Source organism: Streptomyces sp. NPDC051636 (assembly GCF_044453765.1).
Classification (GTDB): Bacteria; Actinomycetota; Actinomycetes; order Streptomycetales; family Streptomycetaceae; genus Streptomyces.
Window position 1 is genome coordinate 336,430 of record NZ_JBITDA010000002.1, and the last position, 19,371, is coordinate 355,800.

General features: G+C 74.1%; 17 protein-coding genes and 1 pseudogene. 12 read left to right on the top strand and 6 right to left on the bottom strand.

From position 1 onward, the window contains the following. Positions 1 to 117 precede the first annotated feature (117 nt). On the top strand, positions 118 to 1,506 hold the full coding sequence (gene sthA, locus ACIBBH_RS05190) for a Si-specific NAD(P)(+) transhydrogenase (protein ID WP_399402702.1): 1,389 nt from the start codon (positions 118 to 120) through the stop codon (positions 1,504 to 1,506). Between the two features lie 135 nt (positions 1,507 to 1,641). On the opposite strand, the gene ACIBBH_RS05195 is transcribed toward sthA, so the two are convergent. Further along, positions 1,642 to 2,151, bottom strand: a complete 510-nt coding sequence (locus ACIBBH_RS05195; RefSeq protein ID WP_399402075.1) for a DUF5709 domain-containing protein — start codon at positions 2,149 to 2,151, stop codon at positions 1,642 to 1,644. Between the two features lie 84 nt (positions 2,152 to 2,235). Between ACIBBH_RS05195 and ACIBBH_RS05200 the strand changes: the two genes are divergently transcribed. Then, positions 2,236 to 2,463, top strand: a complete 228-nt coding sequence (locus ACIBBH_RS05200) for a hypothetical protein (protein WP_399402077.1) — start codon at positions 2,236 to 2,238, stop codon at positions 2,461 to 2,463. A gap of 209 nt (positions 2,464 to 2,672) precedes the next feature. Next, positions 2,673 to 2,822: a hypothetical protein gene (locus tag ACIBBH_RS05205; RefSeq protein ID WP_399402079.1), complete on the top strand. Its 150-nt coding sequence runs from the start codon at positions 2,673 to 2,675 to the stop codon at positions 2,820 to 2,822. Between the two features lie 30 nt (positions 2,823 to 2,852). On the opposite strand, the gene prcB is transcribed toward ACIBBH_RS05205, so the two are convergent. The 3 genes from prcB to ACIBBH_RS05220 form a co-directional block, all read right to left on the bottom strand. Continuing rightward, entirely contained in the window at positions 2,853 to 3,710 is an 858-nt protein-coding gene (prcB, locus tag ACIBBH_RS05210) for a proteasome subunit beta (protein WP_399402081.1), read from the bottom strand. 96 nt (positions 3,711 to 3,806) lie between these two features. Next, positions 3,807 to 4,757: a lysylphosphatidylglycerol synthase domain-containing protein gene (locus ACIBBH_RS05215; protein ID WP_399402083.1), complete on the bottom strand. Its 951-nt coding sequence runs from the start codon at positions 4,755 to 4,757 to the stop codon at positions 3,807 to 3,809. Further along, the gene (locus ACIBBH_RS05220; RefSeq protein WP_399402704.1) at positions 4,754 to 6,244 is read right to left on the bottom strand and encodes a hypothetical protein; all 1,491 of its coding nucleotides are present in this window, start codon (positions 6,242 to 6,244) and stop codon (positions 4,754 to 4,756) included. Before ACIBBH_RS05220 ends, ACIBBH_RS05215 begins: the two co-directional genes overlap by 4 nt. Positions 6,245 to 6,421: 177 nt before the next feature. On the opposite strand from ACIBBH_RS05220, the gene ACIBBH_RS05225 reads away from it, so the two are divergent. Together ACIBBH_RS05225 and ACIBBH_RS05230 are read left to right on the top strand one after the other, a co-directional pair. Beyond that, the gene (locus ACIBBH_RS05225) at positions 6,422 to 6,805 is read left to right on the top strand and encodes a BlaI/MecI/CopY family transcriptional regulator (RefSeq protein WP_399402085.1); all 384 of its coding nucleotides are present in this window, start codon (positions 6,422 to 6,424) and stop codon (positions 6,803 to 6,805) included. Beyond that, positions 6,802 to 7,713 (top strand): M56 family peptidase, encoded by a 912-nt coding sequence (locus tag ACIBBH_RS05230; RefSeq protein WP_399402087.1) that lies wholly within the window; start codon positions 6,802 to 6,804, stop codon positions 7,711 to 7,713. Before ACIBBH_RS05225 ends, ACIBBH_RS05230 begins: the two co-directional genes overlap by 4 nt. A 27-nt stretch (positions 7,714 to 7,740) precedes the next feature. Here the strand turns inward: ACIBBH_RS05230 and ACIBBH_RS05235 are convergent, their stop codons facing one another. Further along, positions 7,741 to 10,083: a glycoside hydrolase family 65 protein gene (locus ACIBBH_RS05235; RefSeq protein ID WP_399402089.1), complete on the bottom strand. Its 2,343-nt coding sequence runs from the start codon at positions 10,081 to 10,083 to the stop codon at positions 7,741 to 7,743. Further along, complete coding sequence (locus ACIBBH_RS05240) at positions 10,080 to 10,820, bottom strand: HAD family hydrolase (RefSeq protein WP_399402091.1); 741 nt, start codon at positions 10,818 to 10,820, stop codon at positions 10,080 to 10,082. Before ACIBBH_RS05240 ends, ACIBBH_RS05235 begins: the two co-directional genes overlap by 4 nt. Before the next feature lie 85 nt (positions 10,821 to 10,905). On the opposite strand from ACIBBH_RS05240, the gene ACIBBH_RS05245 reads away from it, so the two are divergent. The 7 genes and pseudogenes from ACIBBH_RS05245 to ACIBBH_RS05275 all read left to right on the top strand — a co-directional run bounded on the left by ACIBBH_RS05245 (position 10,906) and on the right by ACIBBH_RS05275 (position 19,339). After that, positions 10,906 to 11,571, top strand: a complete 666-nt coding sequence (locus tag ACIBBH_RS05245; protein WP_399402093.1) for a nucleoside/nucleotide kinase family protein — start codon at positions 10,906 to 10,908, stop codon at positions 11,569 to 11,571. Between the two features lie 327 nt (positions 11,572 to 11,898). Continuing rightward, positions 11,899 to 12,619: pseudogene (locus tag ACIBBH_RS05250) on the top strand (phosphatase PAP2 family protein); the annotation flags it as partial. Between the two features lie 17 nt (positions 12,620 to 12,636). Continuing rightward, a complete protein-coding gene (locus ACIBBH_RS05255) occupies positions 12,637 to 12,846 on the top strand; it encodes a hypothetical protein (RefSeq protein ID WP_399402095.1) in 210 nt (69 codons plus the stop codon). Positions 12,847 to 12,941: 95 nt separating this feature from the next. Continuing rightward, positions 12,942 to 14,645 carry a glycosyltransferase family 39 protein gene (locus tag ACIBBH_RS05260; RefSeq protein WP_399402097.1) on the top strand — a complete coding sequence of 568 codons (1,704 nt, stop codon included), beginning with the start codon at positions 12,942 to 12,944 and terminating at the stop codon, positions 14,643 to 14,645. A gap of 91 nt (positions 14,646 to 14,736) precedes the next feature. Next, positions 14,737 to 15,660, top strand: a complete 924-nt coding sequence (locus ACIBBH_RS05265; protein ID WP_399402098.1) for a MurR/RpiR family transcriptional regulator — start codon at positions 14,737 to 14,739, stop codon at positions 15,658 to 15,660. Between the two features lie 401 nt (positions 15,661 to 16,061). Then, complete coding sequence (locus ACIBBH_RS05270) at positions 16,062 to 16,445, top strand: hypothetical protein (protein ID WP_399402100.1); 384 nt, start codon at positions 16,062 to 16,064, stop codon at positions 16,443 to 16,445. Between the two features lie 155 nt (positions 16,446 to 16,600). After that, positions 16,601 to 19,339, top strand: a complete 2,739-nt coding sequence (locus tag ACIBBH_RS05275) for a SpoIIE family protein phosphatase (RefSeq protein WP_399402102.1) — start codon at positions 16,601 to 16,603, stop codon at positions 19,337 to 19,339. Positions 19,340 to 19,371 lie beyond the last annotated feature (32 nt).

Here is a 19,371-nt window from a genome sequence, read left to right on the forward strand (position 1 = left end):
GGGGCCGGTGGTCGTCGCGCGCCGCTGGCATCCCGGGCGGCGGTGGTTTCCCGTTCGCCCTTCCGCAGCGGGCCCGGGGGCTGTCAGACTCCGGTGGTGCCCGACTTCGACTTCGACATGCTCGTCATCGGATCCGGACCCGGCGGTCAGAAGGCCGCCATCGCCGCGGCCAAGCTCGGTCGCCGCGTCGCGGTCGTCGACCGCCCCGACATGGTCGGCGGGGTCTCCCTCCACACCGGCACCATCCCCTCCAAGACGCTGCGCGAGGCGGTGCTGTACCTCACCGGCCTCACCCAGCGCGATCTGTACGGGCAGAGCTACCGCCTGAAGGAGGACATCACCGTCGCGGACCTGATCGCGCGCACCCAGCACGTGGTCGGCCGGGAGATCGACGTCATCCGCAGCCAGCTCTCCCGCAACCACGTGGCTCTGCACGCCGGCACGGCCCGCTTCGTCGACCCGCGCACCGTCGCCCTGCGCGAGGTGAGCGGCCACGAGCGGCTGATCACCGCGGAGTACGTCGTCATCGCCACCGGCACCCGCCCCGCCCGCCCGGACAGCGTCGAGTTCGACGGACGGACGATCATGGACTCGGACAACGTGCTCACGCTGGAGCGGGTGCCGAACTCCATGGTCATCGTCGGCGCGGGGGTGATCGGCATGGAGTACGCCTCCATGTTCGCCGCCCTGGGCAGCAGGGTGACGGTGGTCGAGAAGCGCCCGGGGATGCTGGACCTGTGCGACGTGGAGGTCGTCGAGTCGCTCAAGTACCACCTGCGGGACCTCGCCGTCACCTTCCGGTTCGGGGAGACCGTCGCCGCCGTGGAACGCCATCCGCGCGGGACGCTGACCGTCCTGGAGAGCGGCAAGAAGATCCCCGCCGACGCGGTGATGTACTCCGCCGGCCGCCAGGGCGTCACCGACGGGCTCGACCTGGACAGGGCCGGGCTGTCGGCGGACCCACGCGGCCGGATCACGGTGGACGAGCACTACCGCACCGAGGTGCCGCACATCTACGCCGTCGGCGACGTCATCGGCTTCCCCGCGCTCGCCGCGACCTCGATGGAACAGGGCCGGGCCGCCGCGTACCACGCCTTCGGCGAGCCCGTGGGCCGGATGCACAACCTCCAGCCGATCGGCATCTACACCATCCCGGAGATCAGTTTCGTCGGCCGGACGGAGGATCAACTCACCGCGGACAGCGTGCCGTTCGAGGTGGGCATCGCCCGCTACCGCGAACTGGCCCGCGGCCAGATCATCGGCGACTCGCACGGCATGCTCAAGCTGCTGGTCTCCCCGGAGGACCGCACGCTGCTCGGCGTGCACTGCTTCGGCACGGGAGCCACCGAGCTGATCCACATCGGCCAGTCGGTGATGGGCTGTGGCGGCACGGTCGACTATCTCGTGGACGCCGTGTTCAACTACCCGACGCTCGCGGAGTCGTACAAGGTGGCAGCCCTGGACGCCACGAACAGGCTGCGCCAGATCGACCACTTGGGAGACTGAGCCGGGCGGTGCCGGTGCCGTCCGCGCCCCGCCTCCCGGGCGCGGCGGGCGAGGTCACCCGCTGAGGCGTCGGGGGCCGGTGCGGCCGGGTGGCCCGGCCCGCTCGGCCGTTCCGGCGACTCACCCGTGGCCCGATCAGGCGTCCGGCCCGGAGTCCTCCTCCGGCAGGACCGTCTCGTCCTCGATGACGTGCACCGCCGCCTCCTCCGCCCCGGCCGCGCCCCCGTCGATGCCCACGTCCTGGGCGACGGCCTCCTTCGTCGTGTCGGGGTGCGCGCCCTCGTCCGGGGCCACGAGGCGGCCGGCGCGCTCGGTGCCCGCCTCGGGGTCGACGGGTTCCCCCTCGCCGCCGGGGAGGTCGCCCACGGCGTCCCCGGCGGGCGGGATCACGTCGGGCAGTTCCTGGGAGAGCCGCTGGTCGAGGGTCTCGCCCTCGTGCTGCTCGGCCGCGGTGGTGCCGTACCGGGTGACGCCCAGCGGCTTCTCCGGGGGCGAGTAGCCCTCGTCGAGGGTGTCGTCGTAGGTCCGCTCGTCCACCGCGTCCTGCAGGTCCAGGGGCGCGGCGTCCTCCTGTTCCTCGTTGCTCCCGGTGGGCTGGTACGCGTCGTCCGCCATCGGGGTCTGCTCCGGCTGCTGCGCGGTCATGGCCGCCTCCCTCTCGTCGCTCGACGCCTCTTCGGTAACGGTTCCTGGTCCGCGTTTCCCGCTGCCCTGTCCCTAATCCCACCGGTGTCAAACGCCCTGACCAGCGCCGGAGTTGCCGCGCGGGGCGGCCGGAGGAGATCACCGGCGCAGGGCGCCGGAACGACGGCCCGGGTTTTCCGGCCGCTGCTCTCCGCCCCGCTCGGCCGACCGGGCCGGGGCCGCCGACGGACACCGCGGCAACGGCAGGCCGCCGCGGTGCCGGCCGCCGCCTGCCTCGGCGCGGGTCAGGCCCTGCGCTACGGCGTGCTGTAGCCGGTCGCCCGGGTCCGCTCACCGGAGTACGACCGGCAGACGTACGCCTCGGGGTGGTCGTGCCCCTCCGGCCACACCGGCACGGCCGCCCCCACGGCCGGTCTTGTCGTCCTCGCGGTGTGCGTGCGCGCCCCACGCGGCCGGACACCGCTCTGCCTGGCCGTCGGCTGCTGGGGCGCGCTGGTCGGACTGACCCGGGTCTTCCTCGGGTGCACTGGTTCACCGACGTGGTCGGCGGCCGGCTGTTCGCCGCCGGCTGGCTGGGCGTCTGCGTGTGCGCGGGCGCCTGGCGGCTGCCTGCGGGGCTGGTCACGGACGGCGCACCGCCGCGGAGAGCCGCGCAACCGGCGCAGGGGTGAGGGGGCTTGGGGCCAGGAGCGGCGCCCGTGTCACGGACTGGCGGCCGGTCCGTCCGGGCGGCTGCGGCGCTCGGTGACCATCTCCTGGCTGAGGTCCGCCGTCTCCGCCTCCGGCAGTCGTTCGAAGCCGTCGTCGGTGATGACCGAGACGACGGGGAAGATACGGCGGGTGATGTCCGGGCCGCCGGTGGCGGAGTCGTCGTCCGCCGCGTCGTAGAGCGCCTGGAGCGCGGCCAGGGCGGCCTCGCGCCGTGACAGGCCCGGCCGGAACAGCTTCTTCAGCGCGCCCCGGGCGTACGGCGAACCGGAGCCCTCGGCGTGGAAGTCGGACTTCTCGTACATCCCCCCGGCGACGTCGTAGCCGAAGATACGCCCCCGTTCGCCCTCCGGCGCCCCCGCGTCGTACCCGGCGAGCAGCGGGACGACCGCGAGGCCCTGCATGGCCTGGCCGAGGTTCTGCCGGAGCATGGCGGCCAGCCGGGCCGCCTTGGCGTCGAGGGTCATGGGGATGCCCTCGATCTTCTCGAAGTGGGTCAGCTCGACCTGGTACAGCTTCACCATGTCCAGCGCGAGGCCGACGGTGCCGGCGAAGGCCACCGCCGTGTGGTCGTCGGCGGGGTGCACCTTCTCCAGGTCGCGCCCGGCGATGAGGTTGCCCATCGTGGCCCGGCGGTCGCCGGCGATCAGCACGCCGTCGCGGTAGGCCAGGGCGAGCACCGTGGTGCCGTGCGGGACACGGTCGGGGGCGGCCCGGACCCCACCGGGTAACGGGCGGCTCGTGGGCAGGAGCCGGGGCCGGTGTGCGGCCAGGAACTCGGTGAAGGACGAGCTTCCGGGTGTGAAGAACTCCTCGCCGAGCCGGCCGCCGCCGGTCTCGTCGCGTGCCATGCCACTCCCCCTCGTACGCCGTACGCCGGTTGACAACCGAGTCCTACCTGAAGCGGACGCGCCGGAAAACGCCGACCCGCTCAGAGTGCCTGCCGCTCACAGGGCCTTGCGCCGGGTCAGCGCTCCGAGCACCAGCAGCCCCGGCACCAGCGGCAGCCACACGGTCAGCAGCCGATAGCCCAGCACGACGGAGGCGGCCGCGGCGGCCGGGGCCCCGGACGCGGTCAGGGCGAGGCCGAGGGCCGCGTCGAGGGAGCCGAGGCCGCCCGGAGTGGGCAGCAGGGCGGCGGCGCTGCTGGCGGCCAGGTACAGCAGCGCCACGCGGACGGGGGCCAGCGGAAACCCGACGGCCCGGGTGACGGCGATCAGCACCAGGGCGTGCAGCGCGGCGAAGGCCAGCGAGCCGCCCCACAGGGCCGCCGCGCGGGGCGGGTTGGCGTGCACGGCGCGTATGTCGGCCAGCACGGTCGCCAGGGCGGCCCGGCAGCGGTGCCGCGGCGGGCCTGCGAGCAGCACGGTCGCCACCAGCACGACGGCCACGAGGACAGTGGCCAGGGCGGCCGCGGGGACGCGCGGCACGCGCAGCAGCCCCGGGCAGGCGGGGGCGAGCGCGGCGATCAGCGCGCCGCGCACCAGGGCTCCCGCGGTGGCCTTGACAGCGAGCGCGCTCGCCGAGCGGCCCGGCGGCAACCCGCAGCGCATCAGGAACCGCAGGTTCACGGCGCCGGCCCCGAGCCCGGCGGGCAGGACGTGGTTGGCGGCGGACGCGGCGAACTGCGCGGCCACCAGGCGTCCGCCGGGCAGCCGCCGGACGACCGCGCCCTGCTGGGCGAGCGCCGAGGCCGCCCAGGTGCCGGCCGCCGCCGTCGCGGCCACCAGCAGCCAGCCCTGGTCGGCGACGGCCAGCCGCAGGGCGCCCGTCTCGAGCGTCGGCCAGTGCCGCCGGGCCAGGTGGGCCGCGCAGACCAGGAGGGCGAGGCAGACTGCGGTATGCCCGTACACCCGCCGACGGCCGACTCCGGTGGCGAGATCCGCCGGGGACGTCATGAGCGGCCCACCGGCACGGAGTAGTACAGGCGCAGTCCGCCGAAGGGCACGGACGGCCAGTGCCGGGCGTACGCGGGTGGCCGGGAGCCGGTCGTGACGAGGGTGGCGACCGGTGTGCTGCGCGCGGTCCCGGCGATGATCTCCGCGGTGCTGTTGGCGTTGTGCCCGGCGGTCGCGGCGGAGGAGCAGCCGGCGTAGAAGGCGATGGGGATGGCCTCGTGTCCGGTCAGCAGGCAGGCCGGGCGGACGCCGAGGCGGCGCAGTTCGGCGGCGGTACGGGACCAGGCGCGGTGGGAGGCGGTGGTGCGGTCGACGGTGTGCTCCAGGACCACGAGCTGGACGGCGAGGTGCGCGGCGAGTCCGAGCGTCACCAGCGTCACGGCCACCGGCCGCCAGGCGCGGCGGGGGGCGGTCGTGAAGTGGACGAGCGCGTCGGCCACCGGGAGCACCAGCAGGGCGTAGGCGGGCAGCAGGAACCTCGGCGCCGCGTATCCGATCATGAACAGGTACGGGAAGGCCGCCGTCGCCCCGCAGGCCAGCGGCACCAGGGTGGCCCCCGTGCGCCGTGCCCGGACGGCGACGGCGAGGCCGGCCGCCGCGAGCAGCGGCAGGACGAACCACCAGACCGTGAGCACCGGGCTGGGCAGCGCGCCCGTGCAGGGCCGGCACAGGGCCCGTCCGCCCAGGCTGCGCAGCTGGTCGACGACGGCGAGGTGCCAGCCCAGGCCGCCCTGGATCGCGGAGCCGTCGGCAAGGCGCTGGGCGAGGCCGCCGTAGCTGACGTACGCCTCGATCACCCACTCCGCGGCCCCGGCCCCCAGCCCGGCCAGGAGCGCGCCGACGAGGCGCACCCGGCGGCGGACCAGGGCGAGGACCAGCAGGGGCAGGGTCGCCCAGACCGCGTCGGTGGGCCGCATCCAGGCCATCAGCGCCCCGCTCGCCGCCAGGCCCCACACGGCGGCCCGGTCCCAGCGGTCCCGGCGGGCGCGCAGGAAGCAGGCGACAGCGGCGAGCGCGCCGACGGCCACCCAGTAGTTGGGCATGGCCTGGGGGCCGTAGAAGAGCGTCACCCACAGCGAGGCGAACAGGGCACCCGCCAGGGCGAGGACGCGGACCCGGAACAGGCCCCGCCAGGCGCGCAGCGCGAGGAACAGCGCCAGGCCGGACAGCACGGCCAGGTAGATCCGCAGCAGCGGGGTGGACGACGACCACGCCGCGACGGGTGCGACGAGCAGCGAGACACCACGCGCCCGGGGTGCGCTGAAGAAGGCCGCCGGGGCGTGGGCGCTGACCTGGCTGACGTACACGGTCTCGTCCCAGCCGAGGCCCATGCCGGGCCGGACGAGGAGGAGCTGGGCCAGGGTGAAGGCGGCGGCCACGGCCGCGAGGGGGCCGTCGGCGCGGGCGCGCCGTGCGCCGCGGCGCGCGGCGGTCCGCGGACCCCCGCGCCGGGTCCCGGCGAGTGTGGCGTGCGCGTTGCCGGACATCATCCACCCTTCACCCCTACAGACCGTAGGGCCACCCCTCGCCCTACAGTCAGTAGGGTCGCGGGCAGGAGTCGAGAAAAGTCGAGGACAAACACGGTCAAACTAACCCTCAACGGACAGGTGTGCAGCGCGGATAAGCCATCCGCCTGACGGCCCTACGCGCTGTAAGGTTGGGGCATGTCTGGCACAGGGTCCCGCGGCAGGGTGGAGCGGCGCAGCGCCGGGGAGTTGGAGAGCGAGGTGCTGGCCGCGCTGTGGGCCACCGAGCGACCGTTGACGCCGGCCGAGATCCAGTCCGAGATCGGCGGCGGGCTCGCCTACAACACCGTGCATACCATCCTCAAACGGCTGTACGACAAGAGGCTCGTGCTGCGGGACGCGGACGGGCGGCGCGGCGCCTACCGGCCGGCGAAGAACGCGGCCGAGCTGACCGCCGAGGCGATGCACGAGGCCCTCGACCGCGGTCCGGATCCGATCGCCGCGCTGCAGCAGTTCGTGTCCGGTCTGAGCCCCGAGGAGGAGCGGGCCCTGCGCGACCTGCTCGCCGGCGACGGCGCATGAAGGTCGACGTCTACACCCCGCTGCTGTTGTCGCTCCCGCTGCCGCTGGTCAGTCCGGTGATCGGCGGGCGGCCGGCCCCGGCGCTCGCCGCGCGCGTGCTGACCTCCGCCGCCGTGCTGACCGCGGCGGTCACCACCTGGTCCCTGGTGCTGCTGGTGACCGCGCTGCTGGGCGACCCTCTCCCGGTGGTCGCTCAGGCCCGGGAGGACGGGCACCGGGTGACCGATCCGGTGCCCGGCGTCGTCGGGGTCGCCGCGTGCGTGGCCCTCGCCGTCGTCGCCCGTCGCGTGCACCGGGCGGCGCGCGCCGGGCGCGGCACACGGCGGGCGCGGCACACGGCGGGCGCTGCGGCGGCTGTGCGAGGGACATCCCGCGGACACCGAGCTGATCGTCGCCGCCTCCGGCGTGCCGCGGGCGTTCGCGATTCCGGGCCGGCCCGGGCCGGATCCTGGTCACCTCGGCCATTGCTGGGCGCTCTCGGACCGGCGGAGCGCCGGGTCCTGCTCGCCCACGAGCGGGCCCATCCGGCGCACCGGCACGGGTCCCTGGTGACGGCGTCCACGCTTGCCGCCGCGGCCAACCCGCTGCTCGTTCCGGTCCGTTCGACCGTGACGTTCCTCGTGGAGCGCTGGGCGGACGAGCAGGCGGCGACCGCGGTCGGGGACCGTGACACCGCGGCGCGCGCCCTGGCCCGCGCCGCGCTCACGGCGGGCAGCGCCCGTACCGGGTGCGCGCTGACCTTCACGGACCGTGCCGTCACCCGCCGGACCGCCGCCCTGCAGACGGGCCCGCCCCCGTACCTGTGGACCGCCGCCGCGGCCGTCCTCGCCCTGGGCGCCCTCCCGGCCCTGGGCGCCGCCGACGCGACGGGCGACCTGGCCGGGCTGCCGGCGGGCGTACTGAGCTGAGCCCGATGATCCCGGTCGGCAGCCCCGTCAGCGGCTGTGCGGACTGCGGTGCGGCGGCTGTTCGGGCGTCGGCCGCTGCGGGGGCGGCGGTACGGCGCGGACGGCCGGTTCGTCGGCGTGCAGGGTGAGCGGTTCGCCGTGGTGACGGATCGTCAGCGGCGGCCCGTCCAGGAGCGCGTACGTGGCCTTGTCGGCGTGCACCTCCACCCGCAACCGGCGGCCGAGGAACCGTACGGTGAAGGCCAGTCGGCGGATCTTCTCCGGCAGGCGCGGCGCGAACCACAGCCCGTCGTCGTGCCGGCGCATCCCGCCGAAGCCGGCCACCAGCGCCATCCAGGTGCCGGCCAGCGACGCGATGTGCAGTCCGTCGCGGGTGTTGTGCTCCAGGTCCGCCAGGTCCATCAGCGCGGCCTCGGCCGCGTAGTCGTAGGCGAGCCCCAGATGGCCCGTCTGCGCGGCGATGACGGCCTGGCAGCAGGCCGACAGGGAGGAGTCCCGTACGGTCAGCGGCTCGTAGTAGGCGAAGTTGCGGGCCGTCTGCTCGTCGTCGAAGTAGCCGTCGCAGGTGTACATCGCCAGTACCAGGTCGGCCTGCTTGACGACCTGTTTGCGGTAGAGGTCGAAGTAGGGGAAGTTCAGCAGCAGCGGGTACTGGTCGGGACGGGTGTTCGCGAAGTCCCAGCGCTGGTAGCGGGTGAACCCCGCGTGCTGTTCGTGTACGCCGAGTTCGTGGTTGTAGGGGATGTGCATGGCCTCGGCGGCGTCCCGCCAGGCGGCGCTCTCCTCGTCGTCGACGCCGAGCCGTTCCGCCTGCCCGGGATGGCGTTCGACGGCGTCGGCGGCGGCCAGCAGGTTCTCGCGGGCCATGAGGTTGGTGTAGGTGTTGTCGTCGGCGACCGCACTGTACTCGTCGGGGCCGGTGACGCCGTCGATGTGGAAGGCGCCGTGGTGATCGTGGTGGCCGAGCGAGCGCCACAGGCGGGCGGTCTCCACCAGCAGTTCGACGCCGGTGTCCCGTTCGAAGGCGGTGTCTCCCGTGGCGGCGACGTAACGCACCACGGCGTCGGCTATGTCGGCGTTCACATGGAAGGCCGCGGTACCGGCGGGCCAGTACGCCGAGCCCTCCGACCCCTCGATGGTCCGCCAGGGGAACGCGGCGCCCTCCAGGCCGAGCTGGGCCGCGCGCTCGCGGGCCGGGTCCAGGGTGTTGTGCCGCCAGCGCAGTGCCTCGGCGACGGCCTCGGGCGCGGTGTAGGTGAGGACCGGCAGCACGAACATCTCGGTGTCCCAGAAGGCGTGCCCGTCGTAACCGGAGCCGGTCAGCCCCTTCGCCGGGATCGCCCGCTGCTCGGCGCGGGCGCCGGCCTGCAGGACGTGGAAGAGGGCGAACCGGACGGCCTGCTGGATCTCCTCGTCACCGTCCACCTCGACGTCCGCGCGGGCCCAGAAGTCGTCGAGGTAGGCACGCTGTTCGTCGATCAGGCCCTGCCAGCCGTCGTGTGCGGCGGCGGCGAGGGCCGCGTCGACCTGGTCGCTCATCGCGGGCAGCGAGCGGGCGCCGGACCAGCCGTGGGCGACCAGCTTCTCCACCCGCAGCCGCTGCCCCGGCTCCAGCACGGAGGTCACGGTCAGCCGGGCCACGTCGGGGTTGCTCTCGCTGCTCGTCGTGGTCCGCTCCGGGCCGGTGATCACGTGGTCGGCGGCCGCGGCGACGCGCAGGCCGCTGCGGCGCGTGCGGTGCACCAGGCGCAGCCGGCTCCCCGAGGCGAAGTCCTCCTCCGGCTCCAGCGGCGACTGGAGGGCCATCGCCGCGCGCGGGTCGCCGTTCGACCCCGGCAGCTGCTCGTTGGCGACCAGCTCGGACTGGATCACCACGCGGGCCCGGCTGCCGACGGGCTCCACCTCGTACGCGACGGCGGCCACCGCCCGCTGGGTGAGGGAGACCAGCCGCGTCGAACGCACCCGTACCGTCGACCCCGTGGGGGACGTCCACTCACAGGTCCGCTCCAGGACCCCGCGCCGCAGGTCCAGGACCCGCTCGTGGCTCACCAGCCGGCCGTAGCGCAGGTCGAACGGCTCGTCGTCGACCAGCAGCCGCAGGACCTTGCCGTTGGTGACGTTGATGACGGTCTGGCCCGACTCCGGATAGCCGTAGCCCGCCTCGGCGTACGGCAGCGGGTGCAGCTCGTGGACGCCGTTGAGGTAGCTGCCGGGCAGGCCGTGCGGTTCGCCCTCGTCGAGGTTGCCGCGCCAGCCGACATGGCCGTTGGACAGCGCGAAGACGGACTCGCTCTGGGCCAGGACGTCGAGGTTGAGGTCCGTCTCGCGGACGCACCACGGATCGACGGCGTACGACCGGTGGGTGATCACTCCTTGCCTCCCAGTTCGGAGAGGTCCTTCACAACGACGTCGGCGCCGTGCGCGTACAGCGCGTCGGTCTGTCCCACCCGGTCCACGCCGACGACGTACCCGAACCCGCCCGAGCGGCCCGCGTCCATGCCGGCCAGCGCGTCCTCGAAGACGGCGGCCTGTTGGTACTCGACCCCGAGGTCTCGGGCGGCGGCCTGGAAGGTGTCCGGGCTGGGCTTGCCCGGCAGTTTGCGCTCGGCGGCGACCACTCCGTCGACGCGGACGTCGAAGAGGTGCTCGGCGCCGATGGAGCGCAGCACGTCCCGGGTGTTGGCGCTGGAGGAGACGATCGCCGTCCTCAGTCCCCCGGCCCGGACCGCGTCGATGTAGCGCAGCGTGCCCTCGTAGGCCTCCACGCCCTCGGTACGGATCTTCTCCAGGACCAGCCGGTTCTTGCGGTTGCCGAGGCCCTGCACGGTCCGGGCCTCCGGTGGATCGTCCGGATCGCCCTCGGGCAACTCGATGCCCCGGGAGGCGAGGAAGGTGCGCACCCCGTCCGCGCGCGGGCGCCCGTCCACGTACTCGTCGTAGTCGGCGACCGCGTCGAACGGCCGGGCGCGCTCGCCCTCGTATCCGCGCAGGAAGTCGTCGAACGTCTCCTTCCAGGCGGCCGCGTGCACGACGGCCGTCTTCGTGACGACCCCGTCGAGGTCGAAGAGACAGGCCAGGATGGTGTCGGGCAGACCGAGCTCACTCATACCCAGCACCCTTCCCCGCAGGGCGGGTTTAAGTGGGTGGCGCACGCCACATCATGCGGAAACCGCGGATGGCAGACTCTCCCGCGTGCCCCTGGCTTTCGACGCCCTCCTCACCCGCGCCCGCGCCCTCGCCCAGGGCCGCCGGCGCTCCCTCCTCGGCATCACCGGCAGCCCCGGCTCGGGCAAGTCGACCCTCGCCGAGCACCTGGTCCGCGCGCTCAACGGCACCGGGACATCCTGGGCGGCGCACGTCCCGATGGACGGCTTCCACCTCGCCGACGCCGAACTGGACCGCCTGGGCCGCCGCGACCGCAAGGGCGCGCCCGACACCTTCGACGCCGCCGGGTACGCGGCCCTGCTCGGGCGGCTGCGCGAGGAGCGGGAGGAGGTGGTGTACGCGCCGGGCTTCGAGCGGGTGCTGGAGCAGCCGGTCGCCGGCGCGATCCCGGTGCCGCCGACCGCCCGGCTGGTGGTGACGGAGGGCAACTACCTGCTGCTGGAAAGCGGTGCGTGGGCACGGGTACGGCCCTGCCTGGACGAGGTGTGGTTCGTCGAGACCGACGAGGACGAGCGGATCCGCAGACTGGTCGCACGGCACGAGGAGTTCGGCAAGGAGCACGAGGCCGCCGTCGCCTGGGTGCTGGGCACCGACCAGCGCAACGCCGATCTCGTCGCGGCGACCCGTGACCGGGCGGACCTGGTGGTACCGGCGAGCGCGCTGCCGTCACCGTGCGGGACGCCGGAAAACTGATCGTTCCCTGCTTGAGCGCTGGTCAGCCTGCCCACGCGGGGATGGACATCACGGTATCCGCACTCGACTGGGAGCGGCTCGGACAGCCCCTGCCGACGGGCGGCAGGAGGTGCTGGCGAGGCCGCCTGCCCGGACCGCTACTGGGACGCAGAGCCGGAATACGGCTGGGTGGAGCCGGCGTCGCCGGAGGTGCCGTGGTGCGCGCGCTACGAGTTCCACAGCCCGACCGGCTCGTACAAGCGGCACTTCTGGGCGGGTGAATCCTGGGAGGACGTGCGGGAGTTCGCCGATCCGGAGCTGCGGGAGGCGCTGGGCGCCTTCCTCGTTCTCGGCGGCTTCGCCCGGATGCGGAAGACCGGCTCGGCCCGGGACACCGGCGCGGTACTCCGCCCCGAGGCGCTGCGCGCCAACATGCGCTACGCACCCGGATCACGGGCGCGCGCACGGACGCCGAGGCGAAGGAGGCGTTCGTCTGCGACCGGCAGCACCAGAGTTACGCGATGACGACGCGACCACCATCGGCGACGCCGTGCCGGCGAACGCCCCGGCGGGCTCGGCGCTCGGCACGGGCTCCCGCGACTCCGCACTGGGCAAGGTGGCCGAACTGGTCAACACCGTGCGCGGCCCGTACGCCTCCGGCAACCCCGCCGAGTACTCCTGCCGGTACCCGCGCCCCTGGCGCATGAACGAGGACAGCGAGGTCGTCGACACCGGGAAGACCGACGAACTCGGTTACCCCGTCCACGACTCCCAGGTGGTCGTCGCCCCGCAGCTGCTGCGCCGGCGCGGCGTCTCCCCCACCGACGACGGCGGCTTCCCCGGCGGGCACACCAACGCCTTCCACCTGGCGGGCCTCGCGCCGGCCTACGCGGTGCCGGAGCGCTTCCGGGAGCTGGTGACCCGTGCGTTCGAGCTCAGCCACAGCCGGATCGTGGCGGGCATGCACTCCACCGTCGGCGTCATCGGCGGCCGCGTCATGGCCACCGCGCTGGCCGCCGCGGCCCTCGCCGGCCCGGCCAACGCCGCCCTCGAGCAGGCCGCGCGGGCCGCAAGGCGCCGCTGGCGGTGAAGCGGCGGGTGGTGCTGGGGCGGGGCGGCGTGCTGTCGCTGCGCCTGGACCCCGACCGGCCGCCGGCCGCGGGCGCCACGGTGCCGGTGATCGACGTTCCGCAACTGCGCGGCCAGTTCTACCGTGTCGAGGTGAACTCCGACCGGCTGCGCACCGTACCGGTGTACACGGCAGACGGTCTGCCGGTACGACTCGTGAAGCGGTGACGCGTCCGGTGGCGGGAGCGGTGCGACAGTAGGGCCATGACGCGGCCCCCGATCGTTCCCGCCACCGCCCGGCACGGGGCACCGCAGGGCGGACGATGACGCGCGAACAGCACTCGGTCCTCGCACCCGGGGCCCCCGGCGCCGGCGGTCCGGCACCGCGAGCGGCGCTGCCCGCCCGGGCGCGCCCGCACGACGGGCTGCGCCGCCACCGCCGGTGGCTGGTGCCGCTGCTGGTGGCGCTGCTGCTCGCGCAGATGGCCTTCGCGATGGTGACGACGGCCGTGCGGCAGACGCCCACGATCGACGAGCCGGTGTACGTGGCCACCGCCACCGACTACCTGCGCGAGCACCGTGTGCGCTACAACCCCGAGCACCCGCCGCTCGGAAAGCTCGTCATCATGGCCGGGGTCGCGGTCGCCGGCCCGCACTACGACACCTCGTACCACGGCGACCAGGGCGCAGTCGGCCGCCACCTGCTCTACGAGTCCGGCAATGACCCGTGGCGGCTGATGCTGTCGGCCCGGCTGCCGGTGATCGCGCTGACGCTGCTGTTCGGGCTGGTCGTGTTCGCCTTCGCCCGCGAGGTCGTCGGGACGGTGGGCGGCCTGGCGGCGCTCGCGCTGTACGCCTTCTCCCCCGACGTGATCGCGCACGGCTCGCTGGCCACCCTCGACGTGCCGGCCGCCGGGTTCGTGCTGACGTCGGCGTGGCTGGTGTGGCGGGCGCGGCGCCGGCCCCGGCTGTACCTGCCCCTGGCCGGGGCGGCGCTCGGCGCGGCCCTGGCGACCAAGATGAGCGCCCTGCCGGCGGTGCCGGTGCTGATGCTGCTGGCGGTCGTGTCCGGGTACCGGCGGGGCCGGGGCGCCCGCCGTACGGCATGGGTGCGGGGACTCGCGGGGGCGGTGGTGGTGGCGCTGGCCGCGGTCTGCGTCGTCTGGGCGGCCTATCTCGCCGTGGACCCGCACCTGCGCCTCACACCCGCCGGGCCGGTACCGGTCGTGCACGGCCTGCGCGGGCGCCTGACCGGCCTGCTGCCGTTCCCCCGGGCGTACCGGGACGGAATGCTCGTGCAGTTCGGGCTGGAGGACTACCCCTGGCAGGGCTACCTGTTCGGGCGGCTCTACACCGGCTCCCTCTGGTACTACCTCCCGGTCGCCCTGCTGGTGAAGACCCCGCTCGGCATGCTGGCGCTGTGGGCGGCCGGGACGGTCGCGGTGGTGGCGGTGCGGCGGCTGCGGCCCGCGGCGCCCTACGTGCTGCTGCCGCCCGCGGTGCTGCTGGCCGCGGCGATGACCGGCTCGCGTGACTTCGGCACCCGGTACGCCGTGTTCATGCCGATGTTCCTGGCGGTCGGGGCGGGCTGCGTGCTCGCGGTGCGGTGGCGGTGGGCGCCCGTGGTGACGGGGGCGCTTGCGCTGTTCGTCGCGGTCAGTTCGGTGCGGACGTTCCCGTACTACCTGCCGTACGCCAACGAGGCGTTCGGCGGGCCGGCGAAGACCCGTCTGCGGCTGCACGACTCCAACGTGGACTGGGGCCAGGACCTCGGCCGGCTCGCCGACCGGCTTCACGACCGGTACCCGGGCGAGCGGGTCTGGCTCGTCTACAAGGGCAGCGGTGTGCCCTCGTACTACGGCATCCACGGCCGCGATCCGCGCCACGTCCCGCAGAGCGAGGTGCACGGGCTGCTCGTCGTGTCCGACTCGTCGGTTGCCAAGGCGCGCGGGAAACTGGCCGGCCTGATCGACAGCAGCCGTGCGATCGACGACGTCGGTCATTCGATCACCATCTACCGGCGGTGAGCGCGGCGGGCCGCCGTCGGTGGGACAACCCCTGGTCACCACGGTGCGTGAGCTATGTTGAGTCCTCGTGGGAGACAAAGGAGGCGCACCGGTGCCATCGCCGCAGCAGGCACGCGCCCAGGCATCCGCGATCACCTCGGGCAAGGCCGGCCCGGAGGCCGAGGCGTCACCGACCTCCCGGCTGCGCGAGCTCTTCGACGGGCCCCGGCTCTCCCCCGGGCAGCGCCGCATCGCCCAGTACCTCATCGAGAACATCACCGAAGCCGCGTTCCTGTCGATCACCGACCTCGCCGACCGGGTCGGCGTGAGCCAGCCGTCCGTGACACGGTTCGCCGCGGCGGTCGGCTTCAGCGGCTACCCCGCGCTGCGGGAGAAACTCCAGTCGATCGCGCTGAGCACCTTCGCGGGCGGACCCGGCACGGCCGAGGAGAACCGCAGCAACGAGCTCCAGGCGGCCGTCGACGCCGAGATCCAGAACCTGGAGAACCTGCGGCGCGACCTCGCCGACCCCGACCGGGTGATCCGGATCGGCCGCGAGCTGTCCCGCTCCGCCCCGCTGACCGTGCTGGGCCTGCGCATCTCCGTCTCCCTCGCCGAGTACTTCGCCTACGCGGCCCGCCGTATCCACCCCGACGTACGGCTGGTGACCCGGGGCGGCAGCGTGGCCTACGACGCGCTGCTGCAGTCCCGCGAGGCCGGCGGCACCTGGGTGCTGGCCTTCGGCATGCCCCGGCACGCGCAGGAGACGCTCACCGCGATCCGGGTGGCGCGCGGCGCGGGCCTCAAGGTCGCCCTGGTGACCGACCTGGCCCTCGGTCCGCTGGCCGACGAGGCCGACGTCACCTTCACCACCGGCACCGGCTCCCGGCTGGTCTTCGACTCCTACGCCGCCCCCGGCCTGATGGCCGCCGCGCTGCTGCAGGCCATGACCGACGCCGACCCCGAGCGCACGCAGGCGCGGCTCGAGGAGTACGAGCAGGTCGCCGAGCAGCACCAGTTCTTTCTGAAGGACTGACAAACCCATCCGCTCCGCCTCGTACCGGGTCCATTCACCACAGAGCACGCATGAATGTTTTCATACGTCTTGCAAAGCGGACGGCATATATAAATACTGCTCACGGATCGCACCCGGCCAACTCCGGGCACGTTCCGCACGCAAGGACTCACCCCTCGCACGCGCCCCGAGAAAGCCGACGGACCGCCCATGCGCACGCAAGCCAGCACGCCGCGCCGGCGACCGACGACCGGGGCCCTGCACGGACACCTCCAGCCGCCGCCCCCTACCCGCATCGGCGCCGGAGGTGTTCGGTCGGGCGTCGCCTGCGCGAGCGCCCGTGGCGGCCCCGGTCATCCCCTAGGCCGGGGCCGCCCCAACCCCGTCGGACCACCCCTTACGACGCCGCACACCCGGAAGCGATGATCATGCCCCTCACCACGACGCGCACCCTCAGCCCGGACTGGCCCTGTCAGGTCAAGACACCCGGGAGCTACGACTGGGAGCGCTCGGCGGCCAAGTGGCTGCGCGAGCTGGTCCCGGCCCGGTACGCCAGCTATCCGGCGCTGATCCGCCACCCCGTGCTGCTCGCCCGGCACGCCCAGATCCAGGTCCAGCACGAGATCCGGGTGGCCCGGACCGCGCTGCAGACCGCGCGCGCCGAGCTGCCCGTACTGGGCCTGCCCGAGTCGGTCATCGAGCACACGATCAAGCTGTACGCGGCGGAGGTGCTCCAGCTGCAGCACATCGCCCGCAGCGTCCGGGCGGTCACCGAGGCGCTGGTCGGCCGCAGCACCGGCCGCTGAGCCCACGCTATGGCGCCGACCTGCGCTTTTGCGCCCATCCGGCGGGTCACCGTCGACCCCGTGCGCGACACTCCGCCACAGGGGTCTCCCCGCCCGGCGAACTCCGGCCCTCCGCAGGTGTGATCGGACCGGCCCCGGTGTGCAATGCTCGTCGCGTGACCAGCGAGCCCGCGCCTTCCTCGCAGACCGGCGGCGTCCCCGACCTGGCGGCGCTGGCCAGGGTCGTGGCCAGGCAGCGCGCAGAAATGGACCGGCTCCATGAGCTGGCCGCCACGGCGGCCGTCGTGGAGCGGGCCAAGGGTGCCCTGATGGCCCTGACCGGCTGCTCGCCCGAAAGCGCCCACGAGGAACTCCTCCAACGCGCCAAGGCCGGCAACCGCACGCTCATCGAGGAGTGCTGGCTGACCCTGGGCGCCTTGATGCCGCCCCTGGGCGACTTCGGTGACACCGGGCGCGCGGGGCCGCGTGCGGTGGGCTCGGCCGGGGACGGTGGCTCCGGGCCCGGGAGCCCGGCGACGGCCGGTGGCACCGAGGCCGCGGGCTCCTTCGAGGCCGAGGGCTCCCCCGGCGAGTCGGTGGCCGGCTCCGCACCGGAGGGCTTCGACCGTCCGGTCGGTGGCGCAGGCCCGAAGGATGACTCCAGCTCCCTGGACGGCCTCGCCGCGGCGGGCGGCTCCCTCCCGGACGGCGACTCGGACTCGGTCAGCGACTCGGACTCGGTCAGCGGCCCGCACACGGCCGGCGGCCCGAACACGGACGGCGGCCCGCGTCCGGACGGCGGCGACGGGGCGGACCCCTGCTCCGAGACGGGCGCCGGGCTCGGTGTCTGGACCGGCACCGCGCTGCAGGCGGCCGGGCCCGACGACCACTCCGAGGCGCTGGGGCGGCTCGGGAAGGCGCTGGTGCGGGTCGCCTCGCCGCAGGAGCTCGCCGTGTGCCTGCTGGAGCGGCTCGGGCCAGAGGTGGGGGCCGACGCCGTGCTGCTGTACGGGCGCCTGCCCGAGGGCGGACTCGAGCTGATCGGACATGCCGGGGTGAGCGACACCCTGGCCGCCCAGTGGCACCGGATCCCGCCGCTGAGCGGAGTCGCCCCGCTGGACACACTGCGGGCCCGGGAGCCGCGCTGGCTGGAGGACCTCCCCTCGGACCAGTCGCGGTACCTGCTGATAGGGGATCCGCCCGAGCGATGGCGGTCGCGTGCCTGGCTGCCCGTGCCGACCGGGCACACGGCGGACGTGGCGCTCGGCGTGCTGCGCGGGCACCGGGGACCGTTCCAGCCGCGCACGCGGGAGTTCCTGCTGGCCGTCGCCCGGCTCTGCGCCGGCCGGCTGCGCGCGTTCGACGCACCGCAGGACTCTGCCGGACCGGGCGTCACCGAAGCCGTACAGGCCGTGTTCGACGTGCTCCCGGGTACGGCGATCCTGCTCACCCCGCTGCGCGGTCCGTCCGGCGAGGTGGAGGACTACCGCATCGACGCCGCGACCCCGGACTCGGTCGACGTCCTGGGCCGCACCGGACGCCGGCTGATCGGCCTGCGCATCCTCGAGTGCTATCCGTCCGTCGCGGGCGAGCCGCTGTGGCAGGGGTACCTGACGGCGCTCATGACCGGAGAGCCGTACGAGGGCGAGCCGTTCGCGTACCAGGAGGTGGTGGACGGGGTACCGAAGACCGCCACGTACTCGGTGCGGGCGGCACGGCTGGGCGACGGGCTGGTGGTCAGCTGGCTCCGGCACGATCGCTCCGACCGGCAGGAGCAGCGCCTGGCGGACGTGCAGCGGCTCGGCAACCTCGGTTGGGCCAACTGGAACCTGGCCACGCACGAGGCCTCGTGGTCGACCCAGGTGTACGCCATCCTCGGCCGGAATCCCGCGCACGGCCCCGTCCCGCTGGAGCGGCTGCCGGACCTGGTCGTGCCCGAGGACGCACCCGCCCTCACCCGTGCGGTCACCGAACTCGTCCGCGACGGGAGCCAGTTCGACGTACCGTTCCGCATCAGGACCGCGGACGGGGTACGGCATCTGCGCGCCGTCGCGGAGGCGGTGGCGGACCAGGACGGCGCGCCCGTCGAGGTGCACGGCTTCGTGCAGGACCTCACCGCGCAGCGCAGTGCGGAACTGGCGCTGGTGGAGAGCGAGCGGGCGGTCCTGATGCAGCGCGGCATCCTGCAGGCGGAGCGGGCGATGGCCGCCCGGCTGCAGCACGCGCTGCTGCCGCTGCCGAACAAGCCGGTGCGGATCGCCGGGCTGCGGGTCGACGTGGCCTATGTGCCCGCGCAGTCGCAGATCCACGTCAGCGGCGACTGGTTCAGCGCGATCGAACTGCCCGACCACAACGCGCTGTTCGTGGTCGGCGACGTGGCGGGGCACGGCATCGACGCCGTGGCCACCATGGCCCAGCTCCGCTTCACCGCGAAGGGCATGGTCAGCACGGGTTCGTCGCTGACCGGCGCACTGGCCCGGCTGAACGCGCTGCTGCTGCACTCCCGGGACAGCCACGGCACCGCGACCATGGTCCTGGCCCGCTACGAGCCGGAGGAGCGCCGGCTGTCCTGGGCCCAGGCGGGTCATCTGCCGCCGCTGCTGCTGCGCGGGGGCGAGGCGGGCTTCCTCGACCGGCCCGCCGGCATGCTGCTGGGAGCGTGCGCGGCGCCGGTCTACCAGGCCGCCGAGTGCCGTCTGGAACCCGGGGACCGGCTGCTGCTGTACACCGACGGTCTGGTCGAACGGCCGGGCGAGGGTCTCGACGCGGGTCTCTCCCGTCTGGCGGAGGCAGTCCTCGCCCACCACACCGACGAGCCCGGCTCCCTGGAGGCCCTGCTCGCCGTGATGCTGGAGGGTGAGCGGCGCGACGACGTGTGCGTGGTGGACATCCGGGTGCCGTTCGGGACGGAGTGAGGCGGGGACGGACCGAGTGGGGCGGGCGGACG